The sequence below is a fragment of the Bacillus sp. FSL R9-9410 genome (assembly GCF_038050385.1).
Classification (GTDB): domain Bacteria; phylum Bacillota; class Bacilli; order Bacillales; family Bacillaceae_G; genus Bacillus_A; species Bacillus_A cereus_U.
Genome location: NZ_JBBOTV010000004.1, coordinates 92,368 through 109,108 on the forward strand (window position 1 = coordinate 92,368; position 16,741 = coordinate 109,108).

The following is a 16,741-nucleotide window of genomic DNA, read 5'->3' on the forward strand; positions in this document are numbered from 1 at the left end:
TGTTTACTACTTCATTCATTTTACAGATAAATATTTTGTTTTGGGATACTTAAAAATCTTCGCTTAATGAGCATGGGGCCAAGCTGAAAAATATAGAATATCGTAAAAAATCAGATTTTATACGATATTAATGAAAGACTTTTGTAACATTTATGAAAGACTTTTGAAAGGTATTTAAACTAAGATAAACTTTGGAACGTTAAATGCAGTTTAATAAATAGAAAAAATAGGGTAGCACAAAGTGAGGAGCACAATTATGAATGGAAAAGTAAAAAAAAGTATGCGAAAAGTCCTTCCTGTAGGGATTGCAATGGGGATTTTATTCAGCGCCAGCCCCGTAACAGAATATAAAGTGAAGGCAGATGTTGATACGTTCGGAACGATTGTTACAACATTTGGGAATATTTATGATGCGTTTTTAAAAGAGCCGTTTGTTAAGTTTTTAGAAGAAACCGATGCAAAATCCACTTATAATCGTGGGGTTGAAAACAGTGCTTACATAGCACCTACTTTCCAAAAAGGAGAGTTTGGTATTAGTGCGTTTGATTATTATAAAGATAAAAATTTTAGCAAGAAGGTTAAAATTGCTTACGCTGATGGAAAGGTTGAATATAAAAAAATCAAGCATGGGGAACAAATGCGTATTAAGCAAGCTGGTACAATAGTAGACTTAACTCCTGATGAACCAGAATTATCTAAACATATTCTTTTGTATATTACACAAAAACAATTAGATGAAGGAAAAACAGGTGTTGCTCTTACAAACTGGCAAACCTTTTATCTAGAAAGTAGCAATGAAGGTCATTACACGAATTTAGCAGATAAATTTGTAAGACAAGCATTCCCAGGTGCTTATACTACAGGTGGTGTGCTTGCTATTGGTCAGAATTTTAAGGATCTTTTTAACCAACTACCAGAAGGTAAACGAAAATTAGGAACAGCTACTTCAGAGCCGGTAAGTAAAGATGTTCTTCGGAATTATCTCACAAGTGATTCTGAAGCTCTTGCAGATTTTAATAACCGTGTAGTAAATGTATTTGCAGAGACGAAATTGGGTCTAGATACACCTATTGCATTACCATTTATTACATTAAATGGTGGTGAGAATTATAAAATTATTCCTTATAAAAAAGGGTCGAATAAAGTGTTTGTAAGAAAAGGTTCACAATACCTTTCAGGAAAAGAAGGTAAGAATCTTCAATACTCTGATTCAATTGGTGATGATGAATTGTTTGAACTTGTTCAGATTGGAAATTCTCATCAGGGAGAATTTCAATTCCGTTTGAATAACAAAAATGGAGTAAGTTTGGCTGGTAATTTGTATACTTACCAATTTGGTACGGATTCGAGCTTCAAATCTGAAATTCGTTTCACTGCAAAAACCAACAATGAAATTCATAATTGGCTAAGAGAGTGGTATCCTGGTAAAGAAAATGAGAAACCGAAGTATGACGGAATACAGATAGTATCTGATGAATATGATCGTCATAAATTGCTTGCAAAAGATTCTTCTGGAAACGTGATAAAGAACAATTGGGTAACCGTTGCTGGCGTTCATTATTATGCAGGTTCCGATGGAGTCTTGTTGAAGGGTTGGCAGGAAATCGAAGGTAAGACGTATTATTTTAAAGATGATTCTAGCATGTTAAAGGAAAATTCATGGGACACACCTATTAACAATAAGTTCTACAATTTTGATGATAACGGTGCTTTACAGCGATCAGCATGGACAAGTCACAGCGAAGGGTATTCCGCATATTCTGATGCTTCCGGAGCGTTTGTTGAAGAAGGTCTACGAGAAATCGATGGTAAGATTTATTACTTCCAAAGTCGGGCGGGATCAACGAAAAAGGAGGTGCGTTTAGAAGATCAAAATATCGTGCTTCACTTTTCTGGTGATAAAGGCGCACTTGAGAAGGCTTCTAGTCTGGATGGAGGAGCGCTAAGTAATACTGGAACTTATATTACTCTTGATGAGAAAAAGCTAGTGTTTGAAAAAGATGGTTCTATTAGAAAAAGTGGGGTCTCTAAAATCTTTTTTGATGACTTATTTGATACTACAAGGAAAATACCTGTACTTGTATATTACAGCTTAGAAGAAGGGCCTTTCTATAGTGGTTGGAAGGAAATTGATGGTAAAAAATATTATTTCAATTCTGGAAATAACTATAATTTTGACTATAATATAACTATTGACGAAAAAAAATATTACTTTAATAATGAGGGAGAAGTTCTACCGACAGATTTTATAGAAAAAGATGGAAAAAAATATTATTACAATGATAAAGGCGTCATGCAAACAGGTGGACAAAAAATAAATGGTTTTACGTTTTACTTCTCGGAAAATACTGAAACCCTCGGACAAATGCAGAGTAATACCTTTTTTAAGTATGATGGAAAATTGTATTTTGCGGGCTCTTGGGGGGCGGCTTTGCTAAACAAAGATGAGTATGTATGGGACGAGAAAACAGAAGCTGAATACTATGTTTACATTAACAACGAGGGGCATGTTGTTAAATATTGGAGAAAATAATAAATAATTTGCAAGTAAAAGGAGCTAAAAGGTTCCGTTGCAAAGTTTAAAAAAGTAGAAACAGATATTGATAAATAAGGAAAACTATTTAGGCAGTGACTAATAATTTGTGTAATTCCTTGTACGTTGAAAAACCGCAGTTTGACTGTAAACTGCGGTTTCATTCATGCTATATATAAATGAAACCGCAGTTTGACTGTAAACTGCGGTTTCATTTATATATAGCATGAATGGTTTCGATTCCTTTCAAGGTACGTGAAGCATGGCGAAGATTTTTAATAGCCGTATCTCTTATAAAGAGTGAAGTACGATGTGTGAAAGTGGATCATATTATGCCTATTATATGACCCACTTTCATTTTATTCATTTTTCTGAGGTGTAACAACATGAAACAAATACATATAAAATTATCTCTTATTCAACTATTTTTGTTAATACTGAACTTATTTATATTCTCTTCAGCCATGCCATTTTCACCTTGGTTTATCGAAAGCGCTTTCGGGTGGTTAGGGATCTTGGCTACCACTCCTTTCTTGTTAATCATTGGTAGAATCATGCCGCAACTAAAAAAAAGTGAAGAATTTTGCATAACAAGAACAAGAAAAGTTGTTCCTTTTATTGCATCCATTGTTTCACTATGTATCATGTTATTACCTACCATGGAATTATCGATTGTAATAGCTCTTGCGGTGAATGGTTTAATGGTGATCATCACAATTGCATTTTTGTTGCAAGATTTTTATAGATTGAATAAAAAATATAAGTTTATTAGCTAATATCTTAAGTATTTTACTGTTAAAATATTTATTTTACGTATAAGAGAAGACGGAGCAATCGCGACGGAATGCTAATGGTTGCGGTAAGCGGTACAGCTGTACGTGTGTAAATAGATAAAAAACTGTACCCCTATCCATAAATCATTGTGAAAAAGGATGTTTCTATAACAGGAAAAGGATAGAAAATTTAAGGTATTAGAATCTTTAAAAAAATATGCAATTTTACATGAATAATCTCAAGAGAATGTTTTTTTTGTATACTCCTTAATAAGATCCATATTTATTATATGGAATATTGAGAGGAGAAATAGAAATGAAGAAATCCGTCGTTACATTACTAGCAACAGGGATGGTTCTAGGTGCTCCATTTTCAAATGCCTTTGCAGAAGAACAAGTATCGCAGCAAGAAGCTTTGGACAAAATGGAAGTCGTTCAAAAAAAGTGGAATGATGAACAAGGAAATCCATCCTTTCTTTCAGGAGAATTATCTGATAAAAAAGTAGAATCAGAAAAAGCAGTGAAATCGTTCCTTGAAGAAAATAAAGAGTTATTTAAAATCAATCCACAAACTGACTTAACACTGAAAGAAGTAAAGTCAGATGATTTAGGGATGAAACATTATGTGTATATTCAATCTATCAATAAAGTTCCAGTTGATGGGGCACGATTCATTGTTCATACAAATCGTGAGGGCAAAGTAACAACAGTAAACGGAGACGTACATCCCGCTGCCGCTGACCGTTTGAAAGAAAATACAAAGGCAAAGATTTCAAATGAAACTGCCCTTTCAAATGCATGGAAACATATTAATCTAGCAAAAAAAGATACATTTGTAGAAACAAATGGGACTCCGTTAGAACAAATAAAAGAAAAAGTACAATCTACAAATGAAAAAGCAGATTTAGTTATTTATGAAAAAGACGGGAATTATTACTTAACTTATAAAGTACAATTACAATTCATTAAACCTTATGGAGCAAACTGGCAAATCTATGTAAACGCAGAAGATGGAACAATTGTAGGTTCATATAATGCAGTTACAGATGCAGATACTCCGCAAAAAGGCTACGGAAACGGCGTATCTGGGGATCGAAAAAACCTGAATACAACTTATAGCAGTCAATATGGAGAATACTATTTAAAAGACACAACAAAGCCGATGAATGGTGGCGTTATTGAGACATTTACAGTTAATCATGGCGCTGATTACGAGAATATAAAGAATTACTATCTATTCGATACAGATAACGCTTGGGTAGATAAGAACCAAGCTCCTGCAGTTGATGCTCATTTTAATGCAGGAAAAGTATATGATTATTATAAAAATGTTCATAATCGCAACAGTTTTGATGGAAACGGTAAAACGATTCGTTCATCAATCAATTTTGGAACCAACTATAATAATGCTTTCTGGAATGGACAACAAATGGTTTATGGTGATGGTGATGGTGTTAAATTCGCACCGCTGTCAGGTTCGCTTGATGTTGTTGCACACGAACTAACACATGCGGTAACTGAAAAGTCAGCTGAGCTTGAATACCTAAATCAATCCGGGGCACTAAATGAATCTTTTTCTGATGTATTTGGATATTTCGTTGAGCCAACCAACTGGGATTTAGGAGAAGCTGTAACTACGCCAAAAGTTGCAGGAGATGCACTTCGCAGCTTATCAAATCCTGAAAAGTATGGCCAACCTGCTCATATGAATGACTATCAATATTTACCACCAACAGAAGAAGGAGACAATGGCGGCGTACATATCAATAGCGGTATTCCAAATAAAGCTGCTTATTTAACAATCAATGCTATTGGTAAGGAAAAAGCAGAAAAAATCTACTACCGTGCTTTAACAACGTACCTTACACCGACAAGTGATTTCAGCAAGGCACGTGCTGCTTTATTACAATCTGTTGCTGATTACGATGGCGTTAATAGCGCGACATATCAAGCTGTGCAAAAAGCTTGGAATGACGTAGGAGTAAAATAATAGTTTCATTGATAGAAAAGTGTAAAAGGACACGCTTGCTAGGAGTATCTGACGAGGGTGTCCTTTTTTCACTGTATTTTTTATCGTCACGAGCTAAATCGATTACAACATCTTTTCCATCAATATCTTTTAATAGGGGTCACCATACATGCCCATCAACTTAAGAGCGGAAACAAAATGAACTTTCGTTCAAATAAACTAAAAAACTCTTAAAATACTATATATCCTTAAAAATGAGCACGCCAAATACACCTAGTTAGGTATTATTTTTAAAAATTATGCAGCTTTCTTTTGTTTTGAAAATTCACTATACTCATAGACAACACTAAAACGGATATCTTATGCTTCTTACTACAAAAGTAATGACAATATTAGATTTTCGAAATGAAAAATAAGAGAAATTCAGTATACTTGTTATATTGAAGTTCTCTTATTTTATTTTTTATTATGGAATAAATTCGTTTAGCTAATTAAAACTTAGAAAAGACGATAGAAAAACTACAAGAAATGACGAGTAAATTTAAAGTATAATAACATCAAGTAAGTAAGATTAGACTTATAATAACAGCTTACTTATTTTTTATTTACGAAAGATAGCGTAGAAGAACTAGGGGAGTCAATGAAGAGATGAAAAAAAGGAAAAAACTATTGGATTTATGGAAAACGATTACATTATTAGTGTGTACAGTTGTAATTTTTTCTTTACTCGTAACAGACATTTTAATTAGCCATAATGTTGAACGGGCGACAGAAGATAGCCAAGCAGAGAAGGCAAAAACGATTGCACGTATTGTGGCGAATGATTCTACTGTAATTGATGGGTTGACGGGGAAGGTAGATACCTCCTTGATTCAGGTGTATACAAATAAGCTATTAAAGAGTACAGATGTTCAATTTATTGTAGTTATGGATATGAATGGAATACGAAAATCTCATCCAAACCCTCAAAAAATAGGGCATCATATTGTTGGAGGCGATGAAGGAACTGTATTGAAGGGAAAGGAACACGCCTCGTTAGCAGAAGGAACTTTAGGGATTTCTATGCGAGTATTCGTACCTATTTTTGCTGACACAGGTGAGCAACTTGGTGCGGTCGCTGTTGGCATTTCAGCTGATAATATAAAAGAGAGAGTGAAAGAAAGTAGACATATTATTTGTATCGGTGTTGGTGTTGGAATATTAGTTGGAATTATAGGAGCGATATTGCTAGCTAGACATATAAAGAAAATTTTATTTGGTCTTGAGCCGCATAGGATAGCGAAAATTTTAGAAGAAAGAAATACGATGCTGCTTTCGGTGAAAGAAGGTATTATTGCTCTAGATAAAGAGGCGAGAGTAACTTTAATTAATAATGAAGCAAAACGAATATTAAAGAAAGTTGGACTTACAGAAGATTTTATCGGTAAAGATGTTGAATTGTATACGCCGAATTCACGTATAAAAGAAGTGTTGCAAACAGGAGAGGTACAATTAAACGAAGAACAAAATATTTATGGGATTACGATTGTTACTAATCGGATTCCTTTATATGTAAAAGGAGAAATAGTTGGCGTGATTGCAACATTTCGTGATAAAACAGAGATTAGAAAATTGGCAGAGGAACTAACCGGTATCAGGCTATATGCGGAAGCATTACGGGCACAGTCCCATGAATTTATGAATAAAATGCATGTTGTATTAGGACTTACACATATGAAACAGTATGAAGAACTTCAAAAATATGTAAGTAGTATGGTGTCAGAGCATCAGTATGAAATTGGTGGGGTTATGAAAAGAATTGAAAGTCCGGTATTTGCTGGATTTTTATTAGGTAAACTTAGTTATGCTAGAGAGAAAAATATAAAGTTAATTATAAAAGAAGATTCTTACTTACCAGAAATATATGATGAACGTATCATTCATGAACTGATCACCATTGTCGGAAATTTGATTAATAATGCATTAGACGCAGTGATGAATTGTGAGAAGAAGAAGGTTGAAGTTGGAATACAATATGGGGATACATTAATCATTACAGTACAAGATACAGGGAAAGGCATACAAGAAAATGAAATTGATGCATTATTTATAAAAGGTTATTCTACAAAGGGTGATAATCGGGGGTATGGTTTGCATCTTATAAAAGAAAGTATACAGCGAATAAATGGGGAAATTCATATTCATTCATTGGTAGGAGAAGGAACAACGATAACAATTGAAATACCTAATAGTAGGGATGAGAGATAAAGATGATTAAAGTTTTAATTGTAGAAGATGATCCGATGGTAGCAATGTTAAATACACATTATTTAGAGCAAGTAGGAGGGTTTGAACTTGTTCATGCAGTTAACTCAGTTAAAGAAGCGATAGAAGTATTAGAGAAATCACGAGTAGATTTAGTATTACTTGATATTTTTATGCGTGAAGAGACCGGGTTTGAGCTTTTAATGCATATTCGGAATCAAGAAAAAGAAATCGATATTATGATGATTTCAGCCGTACAGGATATGGGGAGTATCAAAAAAGCATTACAATATGGCGTAGTAGATTATTTAATTAAACCATTTACATTTGATCGATTTAAAGAGGCATTAACTGTATATCGAGAAAAACTTACTTTTATGAAAGAACAACAAAAAATTAATCAATCGGAATTAGATTCGTTAATTTTACAAAAAGAAAAAAGAGAGTCTACTGTCACTAAAGAGCTTCCGAAAGGATTAACGAAGCAAACGTTGCAACTCATTTGGCAGAAAATCAAGTCGCTTAATGGACAGGCGTTTACAACAGATGAAATGGCGCAATTAGTAGGAGTTTCAAGAGTTTCTATTCGAAAGTATGTAATGTTTTTGACTGAAATCGGAGTATTAGAGAATGAAATGGTGTATCAACATGTGGGAAGACCTGTGAGTAAATTGAGATGTATTGACCAAAATAAAATAGGTTTTTACGTATAAGCGACTTAATATAAGTCGCTTATACTTTTTTAAATTACAAAAGTAGTTATAAAACTTACAAATACTATTTTTGCTATTGAAAGCATTTTAATATTATAGTTCAGATGAATTAAAGGCAGTAGAAGTGCAAGCAAAAAAAGAGAATAAGGGTGTCTGGAGCATACTGGGTTATGTTGACGAAATAAAACACAAATTAAATTGAAAAGATGCTACAGCATAAATTCTGCAAAAGTAGAATATTCAAATTTCTCTTATTAAACTATTAATATAATAAAAATATATCGGTTCACAAGGAGATGTTTAGTTTGTTGAATTATGAAAAAAACGCAGAAGTTTTAAAAGTGTTAGCGCATCCAAATCGAATTAAAATTTTGAAAGAATTAATTACAAGAGGGGCATGTAATGTAACTCAAATTGTAGATATTCTTGGTATCCCACAATCTACTGTTTCGCAGCATTTATCGAAGATGAAATCTCAAAAATTCATTATGAGTGATAGAAAAGGATTAGCGGTTTACTATAGTGCTCAAAACAAAACTATTAATTCCATTGTCGAAATATTATTAGATTAGAAACTATTTATTGTAAGTGAAAATTAGTAATCTTTGCACCAAAACCTCTTAAGTCAACCAAAGATTCTTGGCGAGTCGATGAGACGTATGTGAAAGTTAAATGTCAATGGATGTACCTATATCGTGCTGTTGATTCAAAAGGAATTATTATTGATTTTCATGTTTCAAATCCTCGTGTTATAACAGTCGATAAAAATCCTGCTTTTCCTAATTCACTAAGTGCTCAATAAGTTGGATGTCCACTGTTGCGGGTAAATCGTTTGAGAACCGCTTCCGTTTCAGCTGTACCAAGCCGTAAGGATGTAGCATACTTAATCATTTGATCATATTGTTGTTCAATTTAATTCCAATTGATTGGTCGAGTTAAAACTGGCTGCAAGTTGGAATTTGAGTCTTGCATACCTACATCTGGACGATACAATTTTTGTGCATGAATAGCTTTGAACCTTGGCATCAGTTGGAAGCCTAGCAAATGACAAAAAGCAAAAGCAACTTCACTTTGTCCATGTGTATCTACATAATTCTTCTCTACTTCCATATTTGTACAATGCCGCAGCAATCCTTCAATCATAGCATGTCCAAGTTTTATAGATTTTTTGCAACAGAACCCTTTAATTAGTGGTTTAGGAGAAAACGAGTGACTTACGATACATTCAATAAAATAGAGGGAATGAATGTAAACTAATAGTTAAAAATTCCTTTTGTAATAAGGGCAAATTCTAAAATATAAATGAGAACTGTTCGTTTTTTCATTAATAATTAAAATTATTTAAAATAAATTGATTATCCTGTCAACCAAATTGAAACTTAAACGTTATAAATATAGAAGGAGGTAAGAGATGCGAGATGATGTTTTTCAAAAACGATTAAAGCAATACTTAGGTTTTATTTTTAATTATTTATTAAAACTCGGAATATCTAGAGAGGATGCAGAAGATATTGTACAAGAAGCTGCTTTAAAATATATTCAAAACTTAGAAGGTATTCCCCCTGAAAAAGTGAAAAGTTGGCTGTTTAGAGTAGCTATAAACAAAAGCTATGATATTTTGAGAAGAGAAAAAAGAAAAGATAAGTTTTTAATAGAATTATGTATATTAGAAAATCTTGAATCCGATTTACCGGAGGATTGTCTTTTAAAGGAAGAGCAAAGTGGTGAAATCAAAAAAACATTAGACTTACTTCCTAAAAGATATAGAGAAGTTTTAATTCTAAAATACGTAGTAGGATTACGTTATGATGATATAGCTCTTTTGTTTGAAGTTACTACTGGAACTGTTAAAACAACGGTATTTCGAGCCAAGGAATATTTTATTGATATATATAGGAGGGCGAATAATGAACATAAAAAATGATGAAAATCAATCTGATTTTTTTCTAGATGATAAGGAATTTGAAAAAACAATGCGAAAAAGTAGAAGAAAAGCAATTATAAAAAATGTAGTCATTACGGGGAGTGTACTAATTGCATTGTATGGTGGATTGACTTTTGCTAATAATTATTGGCTATCTGAGCGTCTGACAAAGGAAGATGATGTAGAAGGGTCATGGTTATCTATTACTGAACCTAATATTGAGCAAAATGCAACATTTTATAATTGGAATTCTTTTTCCGTTGACGCAACTCACGAATACTCGAAAAAAATAGGAGAGCGTATGATACCTTGGGAATCGTTATCAGGACATTATAATCTTATACGTTCAGAAAAAGAATCTTCTAATTGGATAACTCATTATAATGAAAAAAGAAAAGGTTTTGAAACTTATAACGGTCAGAACGGCCAAAGAGAGCTTATTTTTTATCATCCTAAAGTTCAATATAAGCAAGTTCCTAATGATTTAAACTTACTTGATGAAATAGGAGCGAATAAATATGTTGAGTATGCACTATCCTTTGATCGACCTTATTCATTTAGTGAAGTTCAAAAATTGTTAGATAAACAAAATACAGAATGGCTTTGGGTTGAAACAGAACATGATGAAGAGATACAAAGTATGAATCAGCAGGAACTTAAAGGTGAAGAAGAAAGAGAATCTTTTCATCGTGGAAACGTATATGGTTATCCGTATAACTCACAAAACGACTGGCAATCTCCTGAATTGTTTATAGATACATTAAAATCTCCTGATTTTTATGGAGACTATGCTGATAAAGCAAAAAAAGTATTAACAAGATTAAAAAAAGATAATCCTAAATTAGATTCAGAAAAGGTGAAGATTGTTGGAGCTGTGGTAACTGGTACTCCTGATGAGTTAAAGAAGTATCAAAATAAAGAATTTATTAGAGCTTCTTCCCTTGGGGCTACAATAGATAAATATTAATTATTTAGTAGTTAGAAAGAAACAAGTAAGGACGGCGATTAATAGTGTTATTTTATATAGGATTGATAGTTGGAAAGTTAGCAGGATATAGTACTAAAAAGTTTGGTTTTAATGGATCTAACATTCCAGGGAAAATTACGAATTACTTATATAAGAATGCATTAAAAAAATTAGCGGTACAGGTGGAAACTGTGGTTTTGGTTACTGGTACAAATGGAAAAACAACAACTTGTAATTTAGTTTCTTCCATTTTTAAGTCCAATAAAAGTGAATATATCAGTAATATAGAAGGATCTAACTTATTAGAGGGAATTACTTCTGCTTTTATAAAAAAAAGTAATATACGAGGGAAAATAAAAGGTGTGAAAATAGCAGTTCTCGAAGTCGATGAATTGACAATGACTGAAGTTTTGAAACAAATACAGCCTCAATTGATTGTTGTAACAAATATATTTCGAGATCAGCTGGATCGTTACGGAGAAATCAACACGCTGATTTCAAAAGTACAAACCGCTATTCATTCTAGTGATGCTTACTTACTATTAAATGGTGATGATCCATATAGTAGACATTTTACTAAACAAAAGAATAAAACCATGTATTTTGGTTTAAAGCAAAATGTAGGGGATTTTCATAAAAGTAATATTAGAGATGCCGTCTATTGTTGTTGTGGCCGTCTATTGAAATATATATATACTCACTATGGACACCTTGGAAAATATTATTGTTCATGCTCCATGAGTAGTCCCGTATTAGATGTGGAGGTTACTTCAATTCAATCACAAAACAACTTAACGATTACTATACAAAATCAATCCTATACTTCCAATTTGAAGGGAGAATACAATGCATATAATATGCTATCGGCTATAAAAACTGGAGAATTTTTAGGTTTTAGTTATGAACAAATTCACAAAGGATTAAGAGAATATCACCCAAGCAATGGACGTATGCAACAGTTTCTCATTGCGAAAAATACATACCATCTTAACTTAGCTAAAAATCCACAGGGGATGAACTGTACGATAGATTATTGCATACAAAATAAAAATATAACACAATATGTTTTTATTTTAAATGACTTGCTTGCTGATGGGAAAGATATCTCTTGGATTTGGGATGTAGATTATGAACTATTAGCAAACTCCAATGTAAACCATATAATTTGTGCAGGAACACGTGCCTATGACCTTGCAGTGCGTTTAAAATATGCGGGGATTTCTGTGAATAGGATAAAAGTTATCCCCAATATTTCTGCTGCCATACAGAATAGCATTGCGGAAGGGAATGAAACATCCGTAATTAGTAATTACACAGGGTTAAATACTGCCCGGCAATTTTTAAGCACGAGTGGAACACTATCCCCTTCATAAATAAAATCGTATATATTTACGTTTAGTTTAATAATTTAACTGAGCGTATATAGATTGTAAATACACAGAATAGAGAGTTGACACTAAAAAAACGATATAAATTGGGTACTTCCCTTAGAATTTATAATAAGGCCCGATTACGTTTTTAACATCTGGAGGTACTATGAAAAAATTGATTATCTATCATTACTTTCCCAATACTCTTAATTTATATGGCGATCGTGGGAATGTAACCATTCTACAAAAGCAATTAGAATGGAGAGGAATAGAAGCTGATGTTCATTATGTGGAACAAGTAAAAGATTATCCTGTATCTCAGGCCGATCTAATCTTTATTGGGGGAGGGAGTGACAGTGAACAACAAATAGTTCAAGAACAATTGCTTTCAATTCGAAAAGAATTGAAAGCAGCAATAGAGGATGGTTTAGCAGCACTTTGTATTTGTGGAGGATATCAACTATTAGGGGATTATTATGAAACTGCAAACAGTGATATCATTCAAGGTCTAGGAGTATTACCATTCTATACATCATGTAAGAACACTGGCTCAATGAATCGATTAGTAGGGAATGTAAGAGTACAATCTGAAAAATTCGGAAGAATAACCGGTTTTGAAAATCATAGTGGCCAAACATTCCATTCTTTTGAATGTCTCGGTCAAGTTCTACAGGGATATGGGAATAATGTAACAGAAAAAAAGGAAGGCCTTCTGTACAAAAATCTGATAGGTACGTACTTACATGGGCCATTTTTAAGTAGTAATATTCATGTAGCAAACTGGTTAATATTGCAAGCACTAAATAGAAAATATGGACTTACAAAATTAGAGACATTAGAATGTACTTTGGAAAAGACAGCATCCGAAGTCTCATGGGATAAGAGGTAAGGTAAGGTTGTAAATGTAATCAAATTTGAAAAGAGAGCGACAGATTCTATTAAGAATCCCTTGTTATGCCAAGAAACCAAAGAGCGTATTGATAAGTTGTATCTGATTTCGAACAGACTTCTCTCCTTGAAGAGTTTGTCCCTTCTTGATCATATGCATAGTTTAAATACCACAAAACGTTGTTTACGCGGTTTGGAAAGACTGAAATCCAAGATTTCTGTTGCAAAGTTTAAAAAAGTATAAAGTATGTCGATATATTAGGTATAGGGTTTAAGAAATCCCTATTAACGGTTGCAATTCCTGGTATGCCAAAAAACGTGGTCTTACGAATGACTTCGTTTTTGTTTGTAAAGTGCATGAAAGGACTCGTCCCCATCGTCATCAAGTTAAGAAATACATTCTTCCCCAAAACGAGAAAGCTCATACAATTGTATGAGCTTTCTATATGAGTTTATCACCATCTAGTTTACATAAGATATATTATCATCAGTTGTAAAGTGTGAAAAAAATTATGTCTCAAAATTAAAAGTTATCTTATCTTATTGATATGGGAAATTTATAGATTATCGCAGAACCACATCACTCTATGTTTTATTTTATGAATTACCAGGCTTATATAAATGAGAATAAAAAAACCACATCTCAAAATGTAAAGTATTCTTGATTTTTGAGATTATAGATAAAATATAACATTATCATGACATAAATTCCTTTCCAAACTTTTAAAAAGAATTTAAAGTTTGGAAAGGAATTTAATAGATTATTTAAACAGATTATTTTAAGTAACAAATCAATTATTTTATTGTGTAAAAAATATCCAATTGATCTTTCAACTTGTATTATTCAAATTCAATAACTTCTTATTGTATCGGACATAATAACCCCATAATTTTTTCAGCTTTTGGATTTTTAATGCTGTAGTAAATTTCTAAACCCTGGCGGTCACCTTTTAAAACCTTCCCTCTCATTTTAGATAAGTGTTGGGATACTATTGATTGTGGAATGTTTAAAATTTCGGTTATTTGAGTCACGTTTAGTGTTTTATGCTTAGAAAGCGCACTGATTAGTTTTAAACGCATTGGGTGTGCCATAACTTTTAAAAGCTCTACATCCTCTTCTAAAATCGTGTTATCTACGTGTTGATTCGCAAATCTCATAATAGTAGCTTCTCTCCCTTATTTATTTTCTTCTAATTTAGCGTAACTTCTTTATTACATAATATTGGCATGTATAATATGTTGTATCCCTTATCTTTTAAAGTTTTTTAGATTTAGGTCTTGATAATATAAAAACGGTGCGACTTTTTTTAACAGTTCAACTTTGCTTCATAAGTCCTTTCCTTAGTATGGCTATTACCACTTTGGGAATACTACAAAATAAAGAAAAGAAACGGGAGAAAAAGAAGAAAATCTATGGATGTATCGGATAAGTATCATTATTATTGTTTTTCTATATGTGAGTCAAATTTGGAACTAATGATATAGAAATTGTATGCTTGTCCTTTACTAGGATGAGATAAGTATCTCTGATGCAAAATTGCATCTTTTATTTGGATATAATGATGTATAATGAAAATGAACTGCTCAACATTGTTCGTTTAAGTTAGTATGCCAAACCCTAACTAACTACCTAATGAACTCAAGTAAACGTATCATAAGTCATCTTAAAAGATACAAAAGGCGCCTATATAGGCGCCTTTTGTATAAGAAATACCTTATATTTCTATAAGGTATTTCTTTTTATATTTCATGTTTTAGAATTCATCAATTTCACCAGATTGAGCACCTTTTGAAACTGTACCAAGTTTCTGTGCATTTTTCTCAAAATCGCCTAGTTTACCAAATGTACGACCGATTACTTTCGTTGTACCACCAGTAACTGCAGTAAGCGTTCCATATACAAAGTCACTTGGACCATATTTTTCACCAGTTACTAGATCTTTACCTGTAAAGAGTTCAATCCCTTGTTTTATTTCACCAAATCCAGGAGCTACATCAAGCATGAATGAAGTTTGTTTACCTGAACGTTTTTGTTCTTCCAAATACTCCTTCATCTTTTCAGGCGTAGTGACAGGGTTGCTGTCATAGAACGCAAAGTAACTTTGTAAAATACAAAATTTAAAGCCAGAAAGAAGGCTTTTTTTATTATTGATTTTTCCTTACACTAAATATAAACAGACAAATTACCCATATTAAAACATTTCTAGATTATTGTAATGAAAAGAGAACCACTAGAAGTACAGTGGTTCTCTTTTCATTGGTATCTTTCTAATATGATGAAAATTTTAGCTTTTATACAACATATGTTGATTAATTTTATCTCGGATTGCGCTTGCGATAAATTCTTCAATAGAACTGTTCGTGTCATTTACAATTTTTGTGATTGTATGGTATTCATTGCTTGTAATCGTTACTGACTTAGTCACGCTGCTGCTATCTAGATACACGCTATTATTAACACGTTTTGTTAATTTCCCTTCTATTATATATGGGCTTAAACAATCAATCCATTCTATCTGCATTTGCACTGGTAATTGAATAATAGATTGACGAATATCAAAATACCAGAATCCATCTTCTTCAGAAACTCTTATATTTCGTGGTGATACATACTGTAGTATCAAATCAATTAATTGAAAAATATTACTACGTAATTGATCAGATTTAGGAAAACGAAATTTCACAAACCTTTGATGATGGCTTCTTGGTTTATCTGATAGAACATATGAAGGTTCATACCCCATTTTTAGTGCATCCTCTAATGTCATATTGTTTCCAAACTCATCAATAAGAATAATATCCCCACGCTTCGGAATGGATATTATTCGTGCTAATTTATTACCCTCCATAAACTTTTGGAACAATACTACATTATGCTTTTGTGAGAATGTGTAGAGAGTATTTGTCTGATCCAATTGCTGCACCAATTCTTGTATTTCATCTTCTTTTACAAATTTTGTTTCACGATTACGATGTTTCTGTATAGTATAAGTTAAATCCTTTTCTTCAATCCACTTTTCAAGCTGATACATACTCAAATTATAACTTTTGGTTGCTTGATATAAGGTAATCCCTTCTATTTCACGTTCTTCTTTCAATTTTTCTATATCTTCTCGCCTAAATAAAAAACTACCATCTAAACGCCAGGTATCTCTATTAATTGGATTTAATTGGCCTTGCTTCATAAGAGTACTGAAAATGAAGCTACTAATTTCTAAATAAGCCTTTACTTCATTCGTATTCATATTCGTTTCTTGCATTTCAAACATTTTCTTTCCCCCTACGAGTATAATTCTTTTATGTGAAACTTATAATCTTATTATGTAAAGTTAAATTACTAAAGTATATAATTCCAATTAA

13 protein-coding genes and 3 pseudogenes are annotated in these 16,741 nt (G+C 32.5%); 11 read left to right on the plus strand and 5 right to left on the minus strand.

What is annotated here, in order from left to right; translation table 11 throughout:
- The first annotated feature begins 256 nt into the window (after positions 1–256).
- The 7 genes and pseudogenes from MKX77_RS29520 to MKX77_RS29555 all read left to right on the plus strand — a co-directional run.
- Positions 257–2,533, plus strand: a complete 2,277-nt coding sequence (locus MKX77_RS29520; RefSeq protein WP_341308604.1) for an N-acetylmuramoyl-L-alanine amidase family protein — start codon at positions 257–259, stop codon at positions 2,531–2,533.
- 386 nt (positions 2,534–2,919) lie between these two features.
- Positions 2,920–3,309, plus strand: coding sequence for a hypothetical protein (locus tag MKX77_RS29530; protein ID WP_341308605.1), 390 nt, complete (start codon positions 2,920–2,922; stop codon positions 3,307–3,309).
- A 313-nt stretch (positions 3,310–3,622) separates the two neighbouring features.
- A complete protein-coding gene (locus MKX77_RS29535; protein WP_341308606.1) occupies positions 3,623–5,296 on the plus strand; it encodes a M4 family metallopeptidase in 1,674 nt (557 codons plus the stop codon).
- A gap of 627 nt (positions 5,297–5,923) precedes the next feature.
- Positions 5,924–7,522, plus strand: a complete 1,599-nt coding sequence (locus MKX77_RS29540) for a sensor histidine kinase (RefSeq protein ID WP_341308607.1) — start codon at positions 5,924–5,926, stop codon at positions 7,520–7,522.
- Between the two features lie 2 nt (positions 7,523–7,524).
- Complete coding sequence (locus tag MKX77_RS29545; protein WP_193659116.1) at positions 7,525–8,232, plus strand: response regulator; 708 nt, start codon at positions 7,525–7,527, stop codon at positions 8,230–8,232.
- A gap of 305 nt (positions 8,233–8,537) precedes the next feature.
- Positions 8,538–8,804 (plus strand): ArsR/SmtB family transcription factor, encoded by a 267-nt coding sequence (locus MKX77_RS29550; protein ID WP_341308608.1) that lies wholly within the window; start codon positions 8,538–8,540, stop codon positions 8,802–8,804.
- A 47-nt stretch (positions 8,805–8,851) separates the two neighbouring features.
- A pseudogene (locus MKX77_RS29555) lies at positions 8,852–9,013 on the plus strand (DDE-type integrase/transposase/recombinase); the annotation flags it as partial.
- Between the two features lie 17 nt (positions 9,014–9,030).
- On the opposite strand, the pseudogene MKX77_RS29560 reads toward MKX77_RS29555, so the two are convergent.
- A pseudogene (locus MKX77_RS29560) lies at positions 9,031–9,378 on the minus strand (Tn3 family transposase); the annotation flags it as partial.
- Positions 9,379–9,643: 265 nt separating this feature from the next.
- Between MKX77_RS29560 and MKX77_RS29565 the strand changes: the two are divergent.
- The 4 genes from MKX77_RS29565 (at position 9,644) to MKX77_RS29580 (ending at position 13,382) form a co-directional block, all read left to right on the plus strand.
- Positions 9,644–10,156 carry an RNA polymerase sigma factor gene (locus MKX77_RS29565; protein WP_341308609.1) on the plus strand — a complete coding sequence of 171 codons (513 nt, stop codon included), beginning with the start codon at positions 9,644–9,646 and terminating at the stop codon, positions 10,154–10,156.
- On the plus strand, positions 10,140–11,123 hold the full coding sequence (locus tag MKX77_RS29570) for an anti sigma factor C-terminal domain-containing protein (RefSeq protein WP_341308610.1): 984 nt from the start codon (positions 10,140–10,142) through the stop codon (positions 11,121–11,123). Before MKX77_RS29565 ends, MKX77_RS29570 begins: the two co-directional genes overlap by 17 nt.
- 44 nt (positions 11,124–11,167) lie before the next feature.
- Complete coding sequence (locus tag MKX77_RS29575; RefSeq protein ID WP_341308611.1) at positions 11,168–12,496, plus strand: MurT ligase domain-containing protein; 1,329 nt, start codon at positions 11,168–11,170, stop codon at positions 12,494–12,496.
- 163 nt (positions 12,497–12,659) lie between these two features.
- Positions 12,660–13,382 carry a type 1 glutamine amidotransferase gene (locus tag MKX77_RS29580; protein WP_341308612.1) on the plus strand — a complete coding sequence of 241 codons (723 nt, stop codon included), beginning with the start codon at positions 12,660–12,662 and terminating at the stop codon, positions 13,380–13,382.
- A gap of 63 nt (positions 13,383–13,445) precedes the next feature.
- On the opposite strand, the pseudogene MKX77_RS30810 reads toward MKX77_RS29580, so the two are convergent.
- The 4 genes and pseudogenes from MKX77_RS30810 to MKX77_RS29600 form a co-directional block, all read right to left on the minus strand.
- Positions 13,446–13,541, minus strand: a pseudogene (locus tag MKX77_RS30810) (IS6 family transposase); the annotation flags it as partial.
- Between the two features lie 701 nt (positions 13,542–14,242).
- Entirely contained in the window at positions 14,243–14,542 is a 300-nt protein-coding gene (locus MKX77_RS29590; protein WP_341308658.1) for an ArsR/SmtB family transcription factor, read from the minus strand.
- 593 nt (positions 14,543–15,135) lie between these two features.
- Positions 15,136–15,423 (minus strand): pre-toxin TG domain-containing protein, encoded by a 288-nt coding sequence (locus MKX77_RS29595; RefSeq protein WP_341308613.1) that lies wholly within the window; start codon positions 15,421–15,423, stop codon positions 15,136–15,138.
- Positions 15,424–15,666: 243 nt separating this feature from the next.
- Positions 15,667–16,650 (minus strand): DNA-binding protein, encoded by a 984-nt coding sequence (locus MKX77_RS29600; protein ID WP_341308614.1) that lies wholly within the window; start codon positions 16,648–16,650, stop codon positions 15,667–15,669.
- Positions 16,651–16,741 lie beyond the last annotated feature (91 nt).